At 57.4% G+C, this 17603-nt stretch carries 15 protein-coding genes; 5 read left to right on the forward strand and 10 right to left on the reverse strand.

The window, feature by feature from the left end; genetic code table 11:
* Positions 1-113: 113 nt before the first annotated feature.
* Both MKZ79_RS05100 and MKZ79_RS05105 read left to right on the forward strand, forming a co-directional pair.
* Positions 114-245 carry a hypothetical protein gene (locus MKZ79_RS05100; RefSeq protein WP_336140523.1) on the forward strand — a complete coding sequence of 44 codons (132 nt, stop codon included), beginning with the start codon at positions 114-116 and terminating at the stop codon, positions 243-245.
* Positions 242-1048 (forward strand): hypothetical protein, encoded by an 807-nt coding sequence (locus MKZ79_RS05105; protein WP_336140525.1) that lies wholly within the window; start codon positions 242-244, stop codon positions 1046-1048. Before MKZ79_RS05100 ends, MKZ79_RS05105 begins: the two co-directional genes overlap by 4 nt.
* Positions 1049-1144: 96 nt before the next feature.
* On the opposite strand, the gene MKZ79_RS05110 is transcribed toward MKZ79_RS05105, so the two are convergent.
* Positions 1145-3520: a membrane-bound PQQ-dependent dehydrogenase, glucose/quinate/shikimate family gene (locus tag MKZ79_RS05110; protein ID WP_336140528.1), complete on the reverse strand. Its 2376-nt coding sequence runs from the start codon at positions 3518-3520 to the stop codon at positions 1145-1147.
* A gap of 293 nt (positions 3521-3813) precedes the next feature.
* Positions 3814-4965 carry a glycosyltransferase family 4 protein gene (locus tag MKZ79_RS05115; RefSeq protein ID WP_336140529.1) on the reverse strand — a complete coding sequence of 384 codons (1152 nt, stop codon included), beginning with the start codon at positions 4963-4965 and terminating at the stop codon, positions 3814-3816.
* A gap of 958 nt (positions 4966-5923) precedes the next feature.
* On the opposite strand from MKZ79_RS05115, the gene MKZ79_RS05120 reads away from it, so the two are divergent.
* Positions 5924-6853 (forward strand): LysR family transcriptional regulator, encoded by a 930-nt coding sequence (locus MKZ79_RS05120; protein ID WP_336140530.1) that lies wholly within the window; start codon positions 5924-5926, stop codon positions 6851-6853.
* A 4-nt stretch (positions 6854-6857) separates the two neighbouring features.
* Here MKZ79_RS05120 and MKZ79_RS05125 read toward each other — a convergent pair whose 3' ends face one another.
* From MKZ79_RS05125 to MKZ79_RS05155, 7 genes are all read right to left on the reverse strand, one after another.
* Entirely contained in the window at positions 6858-8510 is a 1653-nt protein-coding gene (locus tag MKZ79_RS05125; RefSeq protein WP_336140532.1) for a methyl-accepting chemotaxis protein, read from the reverse strand.
* Between the two features lie 103 nt (positions 8511-8613).
* Positions 8614-9129 carry a PadR family transcriptional regulator gene (locus MKZ79_RS05130; RefSeq protein ID WP_336140533.1) on the reverse strand — a complete coding sequence of 172 codons (516 nt, stop codon included), beginning with the start codon at positions 9127-9129 and terminating at the stop codon, positions 8614-8616.
* A gap of 65 nt (positions 9130-9194) precedes the next feature.
* Positions 9195-9974 (reverse strand): siderophore-interacting protein, encoded by a 780-nt coding sequence (locus tag MKZ79_RS05135; protein WP_336141349.1) that lies wholly within the window; start codon positions 9972-9974, stop codon positions 9195-9197.
* Positions 9975-10177: 203 nt separating this feature from the next.
* Positions 10178-11497 (reverse strand): PQQ-dependent sugar dehydrogenase, encoded by a 1320-nt coding sequence (locus MKZ79_RS05140; protein ID WP_336140535.1) that lies wholly within the window; start codon positions 11495-11497, stop codon positions 10178-10180.
* Between the two features lie 9 nt (positions 11498-11506).
* Positions 11507-11932, reverse strand: coding sequence for a DUF2231 domain-containing protein (locus tag MKZ79_RS05145; RefSeq protein ID WP_336140536.1), 426 nt, complete (start codon positions 11930-11932; stop codon positions 11507-11509).
* Between the two features lie 181 nt (positions 11933-12113).
* Positions 12114-12827, reverse strand: a complete 714-nt coding sequence (locus MKZ79_RS05150; RefSeq protein ID WP_336140538.1) for a GNAT family N-acetyltransferase — start codon at positions 12825-12827, stop codon at positions 12114-12116.
* 68 nt (positions 12828-12895) lie between these two features.
* Entirely contained in the window at positions 12896-13321 is a 426-nt protein-coding gene (locus tag MKZ79_RS05155; protein ID WP_336140539.1) for a thiol-disulfide oxidoreductase DCC family protein, read from the reverse strand.
* A gap of 107 nt (positions 13322-13428) precedes the next feature.
* Here MKZ79_RS05155 and MKZ79_RS05160 point away from each other — a divergent pair, with 107 nt between their 5' ends.
* Entirely contained in the window at positions 13429-15198 is a 1770-nt protein-coding gene (locus tag MKZ79_RS05160; protein ID WP_336140540.1) for a sensor domain-containing diguanylate cyclase, read from the forward strand.
* 25 nt (positions 15199-15223) lie between these two features.
* Here MKZ79_RS05160 and MKZ79_RS05165 read toward each other — a convergent pair whose 3' ends face one another.
* Positions 15224-16609 carry an NAD-dependent succinate-semialdehyde dehydrogenase gene (locus MKZ79_RS05165; protein WP_336140542.1) on the reverse strand — a complete coding sequence of 462 codons (1386 nt, stop codon included), beginning with the start codon at positions 16607-16609 and terminating at the stop codon, positions 15224-15226.
* A 116-nt stretch (positions 16610-16725) separates the two neighbouring features.
* On the opposite strand from MKZ79_RS05165, the gene ptrR reads away from it, so the two are divergent.
* Positions 16726-17589: a putrescine utilization regulator PtrR gene (gene ptrR, locus MKZ79_RS05170; RefSeq protein ID WP_336140543.1), complete on the forward strand. Its 864-nt coding sequence runs from the start codon at positions 16726-16728 to the stop codon at positions 17587-17589.
* The last annotated feature ends 14 nt before the right edge of the window (positions 17590-17603 follow it).

Raw genomic sequence — 17603 nt, forward strand, 5'->3', positions numbered from 1 at the left:
ATTCGAGCCAGCTCTGATAACCGATGATAAAATCCGCATCGGATAAAAAACACCTTTTCACTACTTTTGACCGCGCGCTAAAGTGCCGACGAAAAGATGAAAAGGAGTCCGTTATGTTTGGCGCCGCAGAAAAGGAATCGCCGCCCACGCCTGAAATGGCGAAAACGCTGGCGACTATCCGTTCTTATCAAGATCGGGAAGGGAGAACAGAGAAAAAGATCGGGAAGGGAGAACAGAGAAAATGAGCAGGCAGCTTAACCACTTTGACCAGCTGGAAAAGGATACCCGCCAGATAAAACTGGATCTGGCGGTACTGACCGCACGAGCCGAGACTTTTGTGACCAAAAGCGAGTTCGGCGAGCTGGCCGCGCAGGCGGAAACCTGGGCGACAAGAGGCCATGTCGAAGTGTTGACGGAACGAGCAGGCACCTTCGCCACTAAAAATGATATCGCCGACCTGGCGACGCGAAACGAAGCTTTCGCTATCAGAAGCGATCTGCAGGTGTTAACCGAACGGGCTGAAACTTTCGCGACCAAAACCGATCTGCAGGTGCTCACCGAGCGGGCAGAGACTTTTGCCACCAAAAGTGATATCAGCGGACTCGCCTCAAAAGCCGAAACCACCGCAATCCGCAGCGATCTGCAGGTGTTAACCGAGCGGGCAGAAACATTCGCGACCAAAAGCGATCTCCAGGTGCTCACCGAGCGGGCTGAAACTTTCGCGAACAAAAGCGATCTCCAGGCGCTCACCGAACGGGCTGAAACTTTCGCAACCAAAACCGATTTGGAGGTGTTAACCGAACGAGCAGAAACCTTTGCCACCAAAAGCGACCTTCGTGAACTGGCGGTGCGATACGAAGCCTTTGCCACGCAGAAAAGCCTGATCGAGCTTAGCACGCGCGTGGATACGCTGGCGTCGCGAGAGGATTTGCATATGCTGCGGGTTGAGGTTTATAAGGCGATAACCATGCAGACCAAATGGCTGACGGCCTGTATGTTTACGGTTGCCGGTATGTGCCTGACTATTGCAAAGTGGATTTTTGTCTGAGCCCGCGCCCGGGCAAAAGTGAGTCCTGAAGCACGCCCGCACAAAAGATAACGGACGGCTTCCTGCCGTCCGTGCATTTTACTTCGTTAAGCGAATTTACTTCAGGCGCCAGGCGATAACGCTGTCCCCTGCTTTGGTGCCCAGCGAACCGTGACCGCCTGCGGCGATAATCACATACTGCTTGTTATCAGCGCCCATATAGGTGGCTGGCGTCGCCTGACCGCCTGCCGGCAGTTCGGTTTGCCACAGCAGTTTACCGGTGTTGATATCGTAAGCGCGGAAGAAGTTATCCGCAGTCGCGCCGTGGAACACCAGATCGCCCGCCGTGGTCAGCGGGCCGCCGTGTGCCACCATGCCCATCGGGAAGCCAATCGGGAAGCGGCCCGGCAGAAAGGTGGTTTTCAGGTTTTTAGTGGTGCCCACGCGGCGCAGCCACTCGGTTTTACCTGTAGTCAGGTCAACACCCACCATACGGCCCCACGGCGGCGCGATGCAGGGAATGCCCAGGCCGGAAGCGAACTGCTGGATATGGATAGCGTAGTCGCCTTCAAAGTTTTCATTCCAGTACGGCGTACCCTCTTTGGTGAACAGGCGCTTGTTCTCCGTATCCGGCGTACGCTTGATCAGATTGTATTTGTAGGCCAGGCGCACCGGAGAGGCAACCAGGATCTGACGCTCAGGATCGACCGCCACCGAGCCCCAGTTAAAGACGCCGATATTGCCAGGGAAAACAATCGTCCCCGCTTCGGTGGAAGGCGTCCACGGATTGCCATCGTAACGCATAGATTTGAATTCGATACGACAGGCCATCTGATCGAACGGCGTCAGCCCCCACATCGACTTCTCTTGCAGCGGGTCAGGAATAAAGTTCAGCGCTGAAACCGGTTGGGTTGGCGAAAACTTCTCCCCCGGCACGCCGCCTTTGGTGGAAACCTCGACCTGGTTAATCGGATAGACAGCCTGGCCGGTCAGACGATTCAGCACGAACAGGTTGCCGGTTTTGGTCGGCAGGATCACCACCGGCTGACGGCTACCCTGATAATCGATATCCAGCAGCGACGGCTGGGAAGGATTATCACGATCCCAGAGGTCGTTTTTAGAGGACTGGAAGCGCCATTTAAACGCGCCGGTTTTCAAATCCAGCGCCACCAGCGTATCGCGAAACTTCTCGGTATTGCTGTTGGCATCGCGACGAGCGCTCAGCTCGTCCGGAGAAGCATTGCCAAAAGGCACATACACCAGGCCGTTTTTCACATCGGCGCTCAGCGTAGCCCAGGCGACAGGCGTATCCTGCGGATAAGTCTGGCCCGCCGACAGCGGCTGCGTCTGCTGTGGGTTGGCCGGATCGAAGTTCCAGACCAGACGGCCGCTAACGGCATCGTAAGCGCGGATAACGCCCGACGGATTGCCGCTGTCGTAGCCGTTGTCCATTACCGAACCGCCTACGATCACCAGATTGCCCGCGACCAGCGGCGCGGCGGTCTGCATCAGCGCATGTGGACGGATATTGCCCATATTCGCGCGCAGATCGACAATGCCGTTTTCGCCAAAGTCGGCGCACGGCTTGCCGTTGTCCGCATCCAGCGCAATCAGCTTAGCGTCGGTGGTTGCGTTGAAAATACGTTTGCGGCACAGCGCGGGCGCTGCAGCATCCGTGGAAGGCGAAGACTGACCTTCCGGCGCATAGTAGCTGACGCCGCGGCAGGTCTGGTGCTGCTGCAGATAAGAACGATCTTTCGTCGGCTGATATTTCCACTTCAGCTCGCCGGTTTCGGGATTCAGCGCGTGAACCTCGTTATGCGGCGTACAGAAATAGACGGTATTGTTTACCTTCAGCGGCGTGGCTTCAAACGTGTACTCCGTTGCGTCCTTCTCGGTGCGCAGGTCGCCGGTATGATAGGTCCAGGCCACTTCCAGGTTGCTGACGTTGTCTTTGGTAATCTGCTTCAGACTGGAGAAGCGCAGACCGTTGCTGGTGCCGCCATAGGCTGTCCAGTCGTTGCCGGCCACGGCGGTATCCACCGGGTTGCGCTTGCTGGTCAGATTGCCTTCCTGCGGATAAGGGTCATAGAACGCCAGGCCGATCACCAGAGCGATAATGACAATGACCGTCGTACCCAGAAAAGGATGAAAGCCTGCCGGTTTGGCCGGATTATGCGCTTTTGACAGCGGACGCACGATCCACGGCAGCGCCAGCCAGACGCCGATCAGGCCAATAATATCGCCGCGCGGGATCCACTGCCATTTATCAAAGCCCACCTCATAAAGCGTCCAGCCGACCACCAGCCACATTAAAATCGCATAAATCGACAGCGCGATTTTTTTATTTTTAAACAGCGCCACAGCCGTAATCAGCAGGCCAATCGCCATGACGACATAGAATGGCGAACCGCCCAACAGCAGGAGTTTTCCACCCATGTAAAGCATAGCGATACCAATAATCGCTATAACGATACCCGTTAGTTTTATCATTTTCGTCTCTCGAATTAATGCCAGGGAAAGGTCGTTATCGAATTACAATTTAACAACATAAAATTAACCAAAACTTTGCAGAAAGAAAATACCATTTAATTTATGTATTTTAGGTGATAATTCAGCGGCGGAAGGATTATGTCGATTATGCGCGCGGATCGGGCACAGTGCTGCGCCGCGTGAATGAAAGGGAAAAGCTATTTTCAGATTTTATCGGACAGGGAGAGCGCTGGCTTTCGCCATTGAAAAAAGCCGGAAGCCTGATGCGCTTCCGGCTCTCTCTGCCAGCGGCTTTATTTGCTATAAAGCTGGCGTAATTTCGCCTGGTAGGCTTCGACGTTATGTTCAGTTCTGATTCTGGCGATGGAAGCGTTGGCCTTGTCGTGGATCTGCTCAGGAGAACGAACGATATCTTCAATAATCGCTTTCATACAATCAACAGTATTCCTGCGCAGGGTATCGCGATCCTGCTGCGAGGTTATGCTGAAATCGCAGTCGTCGTTTAGCGGATGGCTAATCAGCCAGCCAGCCTCCTGCGGATTGATCTCCGGCAGCGCCCGCACGTTGGTGGTGATAACCGGGCAGCCGCAGGACTGCATTTCCAGCACTGAAAATCCATAGGTTTCAGCCCAGGTTGGCAGCATGCCGACATCCGCTTTCTGCATCAGCAGCATCACTTTGTCGTTAGGCATAGCGCTGTGATGTTCAAAAAGAGCATAGCGCGCGATTGTCGCCTCCGTTTCACGAGCGAAAGCGGGATCGTCCTGAAACTCGCCGAAGGCGTAGTTGCCGGTTTTGGTAAGGTCGCCAACCAGGGTCACTTTGATCTGCTCAGGCTGAATTTTTTTCTCCGCCAGCAGTTCGCCGAACGCCTTGACGATTTCGCCACCGCCCTTGCGATAAAAGTCTTTGCCAACAAAAACAAAATGAACCGGATCAGCGGCGTTGCGCGCTGGCCGTTCGGTCATGTAGAGCTTTTGCGGCGGATGCATCACCACCATCTTGTCGCGCAGCACGCGCGACAGCTCCGGGCTGTCGTTAAACAGCTTCATCTCCATCTGGTAGGCCGCGCCGGAAAGCGCAATCAGCGCTAAACAGTTATTGGCGGTCAGTGCAGATGAAAGCTGCCGTAGCTTAGCGCGATTGTCCTCTTTGGTGCCGTTTTTAGGCGGCAGAATGCGCGGCAGCTCGGTTTCGAACGTCGCCACCCATTTACGGTCGGTGATCGCTATCTCATTGAAAACGTGAAAGACATCAATCTTTTTTTTCTGCACGCCTCCCAAAGGACGAAACAGGAAAATCTTGTCTTTTTTGAGAAACTTCATGTTAACAAGGTTAATATAAGAATAGATGTTCTTGTTTTTGAAGTTCACATATTCCACGTCAGCATCAACAATTATCGTCCGTTTCTCCGGGTAGTTATCGTTAGATACGCCGACTCTCATACCGCCACCTCATAGAAAATAATGCTAACTGCACTGAGTAATGTTATTAGAATTCATATTTGCCCTGGTATTGATTCCATGACGCCCCGGTACTCCACCACATTGCCTGCGGCAAGTAAATACAGACATATTCTTAATATCATAACTGGCAGAAGCGCGTTCGGCGCGCAGAGGCGGTCGCGATGCGGCAATAGTTAATTTTTGGTTAAATTTTACCGCCACCGCTTTGTTATGGTTTAGTTAAAATTGGCCACAAAAAACGCACATCAAAAGAAACCTTTAGAAATATAATCTTACATTACGCCCAATCCTTAGCCATTCGCTACCCGTCTGGTCGGGAGTGTTGCCGCTTACCAAGCGACGAGCTGTTCTTCTCTTCGCTGGCTGTCAGCCAGTAATAAGGCCAGAATGAATGAGAATAAAGTAAACAAAAAGTTAAATACATGCGGATTTCGCCATCAAAGTATTATGGCAGCTAATTAAATCCTCTTTTCCTGGCAAAACCGCACTGGCCACTTTTTTCATCGGCTAGAGGGCTATTAATCGTCATGACTTTTGCTGCCGTATAATATCTGTTCCGCACGCCGCCACTCTTGCTGGCGCGCAATAGCGCCTGGCGATTTCCTCAGTCAGATATTTCTGTATTTTCCTGCAATTAATCCGGATTTGTTCTTTAAGGAGAAAAGGAGTTTAAAAATACGGCTGCCTGAATAAGAAACGTCCGATAAGAGGGGAGACCTATTCAGTTTCAGATTTTCGGAAATTAAATGCCAGTAACAGCCAAATACCAACAAAAAGTCCCGGAACGTTATTTTGCCTGGCCGCTGTTTTGTCCTGCCGCAGCCAGCACGGTCATCACGTGCCAGCCTGTTGATTTACTATAAAATTTGTTGCGGATGGTCGCGTCGCCAGCCTCATCAGGCTAAACTCGCCCTGAACTTTTCACCCTGAGATAACCATGCTTAAAGACAATTTTAACGATCTTATCTCACTGATGGTGATTGCCCGTGAGAGAAGCTTTACCAAAGCAGCCGCCAGGCTGGGCGTGTCGCAGTCGGCGCTCAGCCACGCCATCCGCGGTCTGGAGGAGCGCTTACAGCTGCGCTTGCTGACCCGTACCACGCGCAGCGTCGCGCCAACCGAAGCAGGCGAGCACCTGATTAAAACCATCGGCCCGCATCTGGAAGAGATTGAAAACGAACTCAACGCCCTGCGGGAACTGCGCGACAGGCCGTCCGGCAATATTCGCCTTAACGTCAGCGAACATGCGCTGAGCTTTGCGCTGTGGCCCGCCGTTGAACCGTTCTTACGGGCATGGCCGGAAGTCAATCTCGAGATATTTACCGACAATTCGCTGGCAGATATCGTCAGCGGCCGTTTCGACGCGGGCGTGCGCCTGGGCGAACAGGTTGCGAAGGATATGATTGCGGTAAGGATTAGCCCCGACTGGCGCATGGTGGTGGTAGGTTCGCCCGCCTATTTCGCTCGCCACGGCAGGCCCGCCACGCCGCAGGATCTGCAGCAGCACAACTGTATCAATATGCGCCTGCCGACGATGGGCGGTCTTTACGCGTGGGAGTTTGAGAAAGCGCAGCGAGAAATTCGCGTCAGGGTGGAAGGCCAGCTGACGCTGAATAACCTGCAGGCGCGCATCAAAGCCGCCATCGCAGGTTTGGGGCTGGCGATGGTGCCAGAGGATACCGTGGTGGAAGCGGTACAGGCGGGTCAGTTAGAGCTGGCGCTGGAAGAGTGGTGCGCGCCTTTTCCCGGCTACTTCCTCTACTACCCCAGCCGCCGCCAGCACACTTCCGCCTTCGCGAAATTTATCGAAGCCGTGCGCTACAGCGAAAACCAGCCGCGCCTGGGGTCAGCACCGCTCGCGCCTTAAAGTATCAGAAAGCTTCCCAGTTATCGGACGGGCCGCCCGATGCCGCCAGTCTCGGCGCCTTCGCCTTTGCGACTGGCAGACTGAGCGCTTCTCTGCGGCCGGTGAGACGGAACACCGCCACCGCCTCGTTCAGGCGAGCCGCCTGCTCTTCCAGCGACGAGGCCGCCGAGGAAGACTGCTCCACCAGCGCGGCGTTCTGCTGCGTGACCTGATCCAGTTCCGATACCGCGATGCCAACCTGGCTGATGCCGCGGCTCTGCTCTTCCGAAGCGGAGGAGATCTCATCCATGATATCGCGCACCTGCTGTACCGAGTTAAGGATACCGCTCATCGACTCTTCTGCCTGACCGGCCAGCCGCGAGCCCTTTTCCACGCGGGCAGAGGATTCTGCAATCAGCGCGTTAATATCCTTCGCGGCCACCGCGCTGCGCTGCGCGAGGTTACGCACCTCTCCGGCCACCACGGCGAAACCGCGCCCGTTTTCGCCCGCGCGGGCGGCTTCCACCGCCGCGTTCAGCGCCAGGATGTTGGTCTGGAAAGCGATACTTTCAATCACGCCGGTAATTTCCGCGATTTTCTTCGAGCTCTCCTGTAGCCCAAAGATGCTTTTGATCACACCATCAACAATCGCGCCGCCCTTCTCTGCCGTTTGAGCGGCGGAAAGCGCCAGTTTCGCTGCCTGCAGCGAGTTGTCCGCGTTCTGCTTCACCGTGGCGGTGATCTGCTCCATGCTGGCGGCAGTCTGCTCCAGCGAAGCCGCCTGCTCTTCGGTGCGGGAAGAGAGATCGTTATTGCCCGCCGCGATTTCGCTGACGCCGGTTAAAATGGTATCCGCGCCGCTGCGCACGTTGCCGACGGTTTTCACCAGCGACTGCTGCATCACCGCCAGGCCGGAAAGCAGATGGCCCATCTCATTGCGCGCGCGCGGGTCAACGGCAATCTGTTCCGTCAGGTCGCCCTGTTCGATAGCGTTAATATGCCCCAGCGCGCGAGCCAGCGGCTGGATCAGCACGCGTTTGATCACCGACCAGCTAATCACTACCGCGCCCAGTACCGCCAGCAAAATAGCGCCCATCAGCCACAGCATCTGCGTGAACACCTGCTTGCTTTCGGCGGAAGTGGTTTTCGACAGCTGACTCACGGCGGCACGCCAGCGATCGTAATCGCCCTGCATGATCTTCTGGTTATTGGCCACGTTGATAGTGAACAGGCCCGGCATATCGCGCTGCGCGGCGATCGCCATCAGCTCGTTAAGCTGTCCGGCATAGATCTGATAGCTTTGCGCCAGCCGGCTGTTAAGCGCAGGATCGAGGCCGGGAATGACGGGCCCGTTCTGGTAGTTTTTGAAATCGCGATCGGCCAGCGCCAGCTGCTCTTTGCCGTGCGCGACCATGCCGCCCACGACGCTGCTGGTCGGCCCCTCTTTTTGCAGCCAAATCAGCACGCGGTTGACGTCCGCACGCGCGGCATTGAGTTCATACCAGGCGTTGGTCAGCGAGGTCACCTGATCGCTGGCCGTCGAAGCGGTTTCGAAGCTCTCTTTATTGTGGCCGAGCGCGCTGAGAAAAAGTATCCCGGCGACAAGCTGAAGCGCGCCGAAGGCGATAATGGTGCTGAGCAAAAACGAGGAGGTTTTGATTCGGGAAAATACGGACATAGCCACACCTGATTATTGTTTCAGAAGTGAGGACTATCGGCATAGTTACCGGTAACATTAGCAAAAAAAACGGCTTTCTGTGCTAATGCCCAAACGCGGATGCTTAGCTACGTTCGATTTTACGCGCGGCTTCGTCCAGCGCGTCGATAATGTCGTGGAGGGTTTGTGCGGGAAGATCGGCCTGGGAAAGGCGCATATTCAACGCCATACGCATATTGTTGATGGCCCGTTCCACCTCGGGAATGCTGCGGTTGTTGACGAGGATCGCCATCGAGCCGAGCCGGCTGACGATAAGCTCCAGAGCCGCCTGGCCCTGCTGCAGCTGGCGTTCGCCTTCTGCGGTCAGGCTATAGGCTTTGCGCGCCGCCTGCGGGTCGCGTGACTCAATGCACGCAATCTCTTCAAGCAGCGTCAGGTTGGGATAGATAATGCCCGGACTAGGGCTGTATTCCCCTTTGGAAAGCTCTTCAATCGACTTGATCAGCTCATAGCCGTGCGCGGCGCCCTGCGAGATAAAGTGCAGCATCAGCAGGCGAATATCGCTGGCGTCCAGCATTTTTTCGCGCCGCTTTCGGCGGCCGCCGGAGAAGTCATGTTGAGAACTGTGCTGTGGTTTCATCGCCTGCCCGAGCCTTACTGTAGGGGAAGCGATAGTAAGTGAGCCTCCCCGAAATTACAACCAGCCTACTTCTGGTGCCAGTACGCTACCGCGCGCACAAAGTCGGCGTCGCAGCCGCGCTTTTCAAAGTAGTCGCTAAGCTGTTTTACCGCCGCGCCTTCGCCCGTCAGCCAGATAAAATAGTCCTGCGGCGGCAGCGCGAGATTATCCAGTTCAGCGATTAGCGATGCGGTGTCCGCCTGCATTTTTCCGCTGCCCAGCCAGTGGATCTCCACGCCTGGCAGATTGCCCAAATAGGGCCGGCCTTTCGCTTCATCGACAAAGGCGTAGAGTTTAACCGGCCTGTCGCCCAGCGCGGCCTGACGGCGTTTAAAGGCGGGCAAACCCGTTTCATCGCAGACATAGAGCTGGAAGGCGTAATCTTCCGGCACGATCAGCGAGCCGCGCGGGCCGCCAATAGCCAGCCGGTCGCCGGGATGCGCCGTGGCGGCCCAGTCGCTGGCCACGCCCGATTCGTGCCGATAGAAATCCAGCGTCAGACGATTTTTTTCCGCGTTAAAAAGCAGCGGCGTATAGTCGCGCGCCAGCGGACGAATACCGTTCGGCCAGACGATGCCCTCTTCCGTCACCTGCGGCAGATAAAGCTCGCCCGTGGCCGGGTCCGGGAAAAAAACTTTGATATGGTCGTCAAAGCCTGGCGAAGTGAAGCCGGCCAGCGCCTCGCCGCCAAACTCAATGCGGTAAAAGCTGTTGGCGATAAAGGTTTTCGCTATCACTTCCACCGGCCGAAAACGCAGTTCATTTCTTACGCGACGGGGAGCGCGGCCCGTTCTTTCAGTCAAAATAGCTCTCCTGACGGGTACTGGCCCGTAAACAATAACAATTCTCAATAGCAGGAGAAAATATATCTATGATATATCTTGACCGCAAGCGGATTTTTCACCAACGGCGCGCTTATCAGCACAAATTATCCGCTCGGCCTCGCCAGCGCAGGCAATAAAAAAGCCGCCGGGCAGAACGCCGGGCGGCTCGCTGTTATTGCTGTTGGTTAAGGCGTCGTGGCGCTGGTAACGCGCCAGACCACGTTGCCGGCATCGTCCGCAATCATCAGACCGCCCTGCTTGTCCATGGTCAGACCGACCGGCAAACCGCGCACCGATTCCTGATCGTCGGTCAGAAAGCCGGTGACCACAGGTTCAGGATTTCCCTGCGGTACGCCATCGCGGAAGGCGACCCAGACCACCTGATAGCCGTTCAGCGGCTTGCGGTTCCAGCTACCGTGCTCGCTGACAAAAGCGCCGCCGCGATACTTCTCAGGCAGATTCGTACCGGTATAAAACCACAGCCCCAGCGGCGCAACGTGCGAGCTGAGCGCGTAGTCAGGCTTAATCGCCTTTTTCACCAGATCCGCTCGCTGCGGCTGGGCGCGCTCATCCACATGCTGGCCATAGTAGCTGTAGGGCCAGCCGTAAAAGCCGCCTTCCTGCACCGTGGTCATATAGTCCGGCACCAGATCGGCGCCGATTTCGTCGCGCTCGTTGACGATGGCCCAGAGCTTGCCGGTTTGCGGCTCCCACTGCATACCGGTTGGGTTGCGCAGTCCGCTGGCGTAGATGCGGCTGGCGCCGGTCGCGGCGTCAACCTCCAGGATCGCGGCGCGGCGATACTCGGCGCCAATGCCGTTTTCCGTAATATTACTGTTGGAGCCGACGCCGACATAAAGCTTGCTGCCGTCCTGGCTGGCCAGCAGCGCCTTCGTCCAGTGATGGTTAATCGGCCCGCCAGGCAGCTCGGTCAGCTCGGTGCCGGGATCGGTAATTTTAGTCGCGCCGCTTTCGTAGCGATATTTCATCAGCGAGTCGGCGTTGGCGACATAGAGCGTATCGCCCACCAGCTGTACGCCAAACGGCGAGCGCAGATTTTCCAGGAAAGGATATTTCTGCCAGGTTTTGCCATCGTCGCTGCTGCGCAGCAGCGTGATGCGGTTGCCGCCTGGCCCGCCTTTACCGGAGGCATTTTTGACGAGGCCGGTGATCAGCTGTTTCGGCTGGCTAACCGGCGCTTTCGGGCCGCTGGCCTCGACCACCAGCACGTCGCCATTCGGCAGCGTATAAAGCTGACGCGGATGCAGCAGGCCATCCGCCACCTTCTCGATTTTCAGACCTTCGGCCACTTTGGGCTTTTCGCCCTCTTTCCACGGCGTGCCGCTCGGCACCTGCATCGGCGGCACCAGGAAGTTTTTGGCTGCGGGCAGTTCCGGATTGGGGCCGGTTTGCTTTACGGGATCGATTTTAGCGCCGTCGTCACAGCCGGCGAGCAGCAGCGACACAGCAACGGCCAGCAGCGAGAGCGTGGTTGAACTTTTCATGACTCCTCCTTAAGCGGCGCGATCGCGCACGGCGAGCTGCACGTTGGCGAACAGCATCAGAACCACCGCCAGGGTGGAGAGAATAACGCCCGCGGGCACCACGGCAAAAGCGTCGCGGCTGTGGATGAAGGCGTTGAAGATTTCCAGCACGATCGCCAGCAGATAAGCCCAGAAATGCACTTTCACCGCTGAGCCCTGCGGATAAGAAGCCCCGATCCAGACCTGCACCAGGTTGATCAGGCGCGGAATGATAGCGATGACCAGGCCGATGGCGATCAGCCAGCTTGCGGCGCGCGTCCAGAGAATTTCAGTGCTGTAGATATAGATGATGTCGAAAATCCAGCCGCCGACAAAGAAACCGAGCGGAACGGGATGAAACAGCGCATAGAGGGCCACCGCGAAGGTCGAGTGGCGGGATGTTGCCTGGGAAGTCATGTACCGGCTCCTTATACAGGGGAAACGCGCGCGGCCTGAAAGCGATGCGGCGACGCAGACTGTAAAAGGTTAGTAAAGTTAGTGACTTCTTGTTTGATAATGTGAAGAAAAATAACATAAGGGCTGTGCGACGGCCCGGCTTGCCACACCCTGCCCGGGCGGCAAACCGGGTTACATCATCTCAGCCAGCCTGCTGACGCAGCGCGGTCAGCGATTGCCGCTGCTCTCCTTTTTCATCAAAATTGCTGGCGTCCAGCCAGCGCTCAAATGTGCGATGCAGCAGAGGCCATTCGCTGTCGATCACGGAAAACCAGGCGGTGTCGCGACTGCGGCCTTTATAGACGATGGCCTGACGGAACAGCCCTTCATACTGGAAACCCAGCCGCTCGGCTGCCTTGCGCGAAGGGGCGTTCAGGCTGTCGCACTTCCACTCATAGCGCCGATAGCCCAGCTGCTCAAAGGCGTAGCGCATCAGCAGGAAATGGCTTTCGGTAGAGAGCGGCGTGCGCTTCAGCGCCGGGGAAAAAGCGACGTGGCCCACTTCCATTACGCCGTGCGCAGGTTCGATACGCATCAGCGCCAGCGTGCCTACCGCGCGGCCGCTTCGCAGATCGATAACGGCAAAATGCAGCGGATCGCGACTGGCTTCGGCCTGAGCGAGATAGTCGCGCAGCTCCGAAGCGGAAAACGGCCCGGAAAACATATAGGTCCAGTCACGGCCATCTGCGGCGCTGCCCCAGGCTGCCAGCAAATCTTCGTAGTGGCGAGCACTCTCCAGCGGCACCAGCTGGCAGAAGCGGCCCGTCAGCGTCACCCGTTCCGGATAAGAGCGCGGCGTCCAGTTCGGCAGCGGCTCGCCAACCGGTTGTTGAAATTTATTTAGCGTTACGGACACCTGTTGTCTCCACGGCTACTGGGCTGATTTTCCTGTATAAGCTGAAGCGCGGTAAAAATCCACTAAAGCTATTCCCGGTCGATAAATCGTCCCGGATAGTCCGGCGGCGGATTTTGTCGCTCATTAAATCGGCCAAACAGCCGATAACGGTTTTGCGCAATCAGATTGTAGCAGCGGTCGCTGATGAATTTTGGACAGAAGCGCAGGACGGAGAGCGCTCGCCACGGCCAGGGCAGCCCCAGCATCACCCGGAAAATGGCATCGGCGCGCAGATAGACCTGGCCGCGATCGAGCAGGACGATGGTATTGATCTCGTCCGGCGACATGCCGGCGGCTTTCAGCAGCGCCTTGCCTTTATCGGTCTGCACGGCAGCCAGGCGCACGCTACGATTTTTGTCATAGCGCAGCAGGAAATTTACCCAGCCGTTGCAAAGTTTGCAGACGCCATCGTAGAGGACGATACGTTCCTGCGGCGGGATTTGAGCATCGGTCATAGCATCACCAGAGTCAGATAAGAATAACAAGCCGCTTTTACGCGATCGGGCCTTAAGCCTGGCCTGAAAAGCGCTATTCATCCATTTACGTTTCAGGAACACCAGTTATGCCGATTACTCCAGGCGAAACCCGATACCAGCTCGCGCTGGAAATGCTCACAGCGGACGACGCGGGCCGGGATGAAATTCTCAGTAAATTCACCCGGCTGACCAGCGAGCTGCTGGGCATTCCGGGCAGTTTCGTGTCGATCATGAACGAGCATCAGCAATATATTAAGGCGGCACAAAATTTTTCGCTGCGGCAAAGCTCGCTGGAAGACGTACTCTGTCGGCATACCCTGGCCAGCGGCCAGGTGATGGTCTGTCCTGATACCCATCTGGATGAACGTTTTCACGCTCATCCCCTTATTCAGGATTCGCCCTTTATTCGTTTCTATGCGGGCGCGCCGCTGAAAATGCGCGACGGCGCTATCGTCGGCACCCTCTGCGTGGCGGACGTGCAGCCGCATATTTTCAGCCAGGAAAAAGTCAAGCTGCTGGAACTGCTGGCGGAGATCATGACCGCGTGGCTGGACGCCTGGTATCACACCAGCCTGCGTGACATTGTCACTTTATTGCCTAACCGTCAGCGCCTGATCCGGGATCTGGAAAAGCTGGAAGACAAGGGCGAGCTGACGCCGCACAGCCTGGTGCTGATCGACTGTATTGATATGCCACGCGCCTATGAGATCGCCCGTTCGCTCGGCATGCTGGCGCTGGAAACGCTGCTGCAAAACATTGCGGAACTGCTGCGCACGCGCTTAAAGCTTCGGGATAACGACAGGCTTTATACCGTGTCGAAAGGCCGCTTTGCCCTGCTCTCCGCTGACAAACAGCCAGGCTGGCCGAAGCAGCTTAGCGACAAGCTTGGCCAGGTGCGCGCACGCATTGGCGAAGAGATCGCGATAGATTTGGATATTCATCTTGGCGAAGTTACCTTCACGCCCGCGCTTTGTCCGCCGGTCGAGGTGCTGCGACGCGGCGTCAGCGCACTGCACGAGGCGGTCGGCCAAAAGCTGCCTTTTGCCGCTTACGATGTGGAAAGCGACAACCGCCGCAAAATGGACTTTCTGCTGCTGCACGACCTGGCGGAAGCGCTGCGCAACGAAGGCGGACTCTACCTGGTTTATCAGCCGCAGATTTCGCTGCACAGCGGACTGCCGGTCGGTATGGAGGCGCTGCTGCGCTGGCAGCATCCCCGCCTGGGCAATCTGCCGCCAATGCAGTTTTTGCCGCTGGTAGAGCACACGAACCTGATGGCCGGCGTTACCGACTGGGTGATCGTCAGCGTGCTGGCGCAGCTCAAACTGTGGCGCGCTAAAGGCATCGATTTACCGGTGTCGGTAAACGTCAGCGTCAGCGATCTGGCGCGCGAAGGCTTCGCCGACTGGCTGGAAAGAATGCTGCTGCGCGCGGGCCTCTCCAGCGATCTGCTGCGTATTGAGTGTCTGGAAACGGAAAAGGTGCTGGAGAGCGCGGAGGCGATGCGCGGGCTGAATCAGCTACGGCTGCGCGGCTTCACGCTGGCGCTGGACGATTTCGGCTCCGGCTACAGCAATCTTAACTACTTAAAGCGCATCCCGATGGACATCATCAAGCTGGACAGGTCGCTGATTGCGCCGCTGGCGGGCGACTGCGGCAGCCAGACCATCGCGCGTCATGTGATCACTATGCTGAAGGAGCTGAACTACACCGTGCTGGCGGAGGGCGTGGAGGATGAGGAGACGCTGCTGATGCTGCGCAGCTTCGGCTGCGATGAAATTCAGGGCTATTTCTGCAGTAAACCCCTTCCGGCGGAAGGGGTTGAGCAGTGGCTTAAAAGCGGCAAAGCGCAGTAAAATCAAACGGCTGGCCGGGCGCGGATCAGGATTCCGCCCAAACGGTCTGCGCGTTGGTGAACTCGCGGATGCCGAAGTGGGAAAGCTCGCGTCCGTAACCGCTCTGCTTAACGCCGCCAATCGGCACGCGCGGATCGGAGAAGCTCGGCGTATTGATAAACATACCGCCGGTTTCCACTTTCGCGGCCAGTTTGCGGGCTTTGGCTACATCGCGGCTCCACAGGCTGCCGCCCAGGCCGAATTCGGAATCGTTAGCCAGCGCGATGGCGTCGTCGGCGTCTTTCGCGACGATCAGCGAGGCGACCGGGCCAAACAGCTCCTGCTTAAAGCTGGTCATGCCGGGTTTTACATTGCTCAGCACGGTCGGCGCATAGAAGTTGCCTTCGCCCTGCATAACGTGGCCGCCCAGCAGACACTCCGCGCCCTCGGCGATAGTCGCCTGCACCTGAGAATCCAGCTCGTCGCGCAGATCGTAACGCGCCATCGGGCCGATATAGGTCGCTTCATCGCGGGGATCGCCCACCACCATCTCTTTCACCGCCGCCACGAACTTATCGCGGAATTCAGCGAACACGGCCTCTTCGACGATAATGCGCTTCGCCGCCATGCAAACCTGGCCGCCGTTCATAAAGCGGCCCGCTACGGCGCCTTTCACCGCCGCATCGATATCGGCATCCGCCAGCACGATAAAGGCGTCGGAACCGCCCAGTTCCAGCACGCTTTTCTTCACCGCGGCGCCAGCCAGCGCCGCGATCGCCGCGCCAGCCCGCACGCTGCCGGTCAGCGTCACCGCTGCGATACGCGGATCTTTGATAATAGCGGCGACGGCGTCGTTATCGGCGTTAATCACGCCGAACAGCCCTTCCTGCACGCCCGCTTCCGCCAGCACCGACTGCAGCAGCAGCGCGCTGCCCATGATGCTCGGCGCCGGTTTCAGCAGGTAGCTGTTGCCCGCCATGATAATCGGCACCGCGCCGCGCAGAACCTGCCATACCGGGAAGTTCCACGGCATAACGGCCAGGATCAGGCCGATCGGCAGATAGTTGACGTGCGCTTTTTCGTTCTCCACCAGCGTGGCTTCCGGCGCCAGAATCGTTGGGCCCTGCTCCGCGTACCATTCGCACAGGCGCGCGCATTTTTCCACTTCCGCCAGGCTCTGGGTAATCGGCTTGCCCATCTCGTCGGTCATCATTTCCGCCAGCGCACGGCTGTGCTTGCGCAGGCTGGCCGCCATATTGCGCAGCAGCTGGCTGCGTTCCGCCACGTCGGTATGACGCCAGTTGCGGAAAGCGCCCTGCGTCTGCTCCAGCGCGGTTTCCACTTCGGCGGCAGTAGCGAAAGGCGTCTGGCGAATGATTTCGCCGGTAAAAGGATTGCGGGACACGGCGCCCGATTGCATGGCTGTGGTCATTGAATTCTCCTGTCGGCTTTTTTTGCCGGTTGCGATGTTGAGTTCAGCATAGCCTTGTGAACCATTTCTGAAAAATGAATAATAATGAAAATATCCTGCTCAAAATGAGAATGATGATGGATTTAACCCAGCTGGAAGTGTTCCGCGCTATCGCGGAAGAAGGCAGCGTGACGGCGGCGGCCAGCAGGCTGCATCGTGTTCCCTCCAATATCTCTACCCGCCTGCGCCAGCTGGAGGAAGAGCTGGGGATTGAGCTGTTCAGCCGCGAGAAGCTGCGCCTGCACATCACCGATGCGGGCCGTACGCTGCTTGACTACGCCCAGCGCATTCTGGCGCTGACCGAGGAGGCGCGCGTGCAGGTTTCCAGCCAGCATCCGGCAGGCGTCTTTACGCTCGGCGCCATTGAAAGCACCGCCGCCGTGCGTCTGCCGCCGCTGATCGCCCGCTATCATCAGACCTGGCCGGAAGTGGAGCTGGATCTCTCCACCGGGCCGTCCGGCGATATGACCGACGGCCTGCTGGCGGGCGAATTCAGCGCGATTTTTGTCGACGGGCCGCCGAAGCATCCGCAGCTGGAAGGTGTTGCCGTTTTCAATGAGGAGATGGTGCTGATCTCCTCGCTCAATCATCCGCCGGTCGCCAGCGCGCGCGAAATCTCCGGCTCGACGATCTACGCCTTCCGCGCCAACTGCTCCTATCGTCGCCTGTTCGAAAACTGGTTCGCCCGCGATAACGCTTCGCCGGGCAAGATTTTTGAAATGGAGTCCTATCACGGCATTCTCGCCTGCGTCAGCGCGGGCGCCGGCCTGGCGCTGATCCCGAAAAGCATGCTGGAGAGTATGCCCGGCCGGGACAGCGTCAGCGCCTGGCCGCTGGCGGACGGCATGGGCGAGCTGGCGATCTGGCTGGTGTGGCGCAAAGGCGGCGGCTCCGCCAACCTGCGCGCGATGGTGAAGATGTTAGAAGCCGTGCAGGAGTAAAAGCGCTGAACTAC

The organism is Erwinia sp. CGal63, assembly GCF_037026505.1.
GTDB lineage: Bacteria > Pseudomonadota > Gammaproteobacteria > Enterobacterales > Enterobacteriaceae > Erwinia.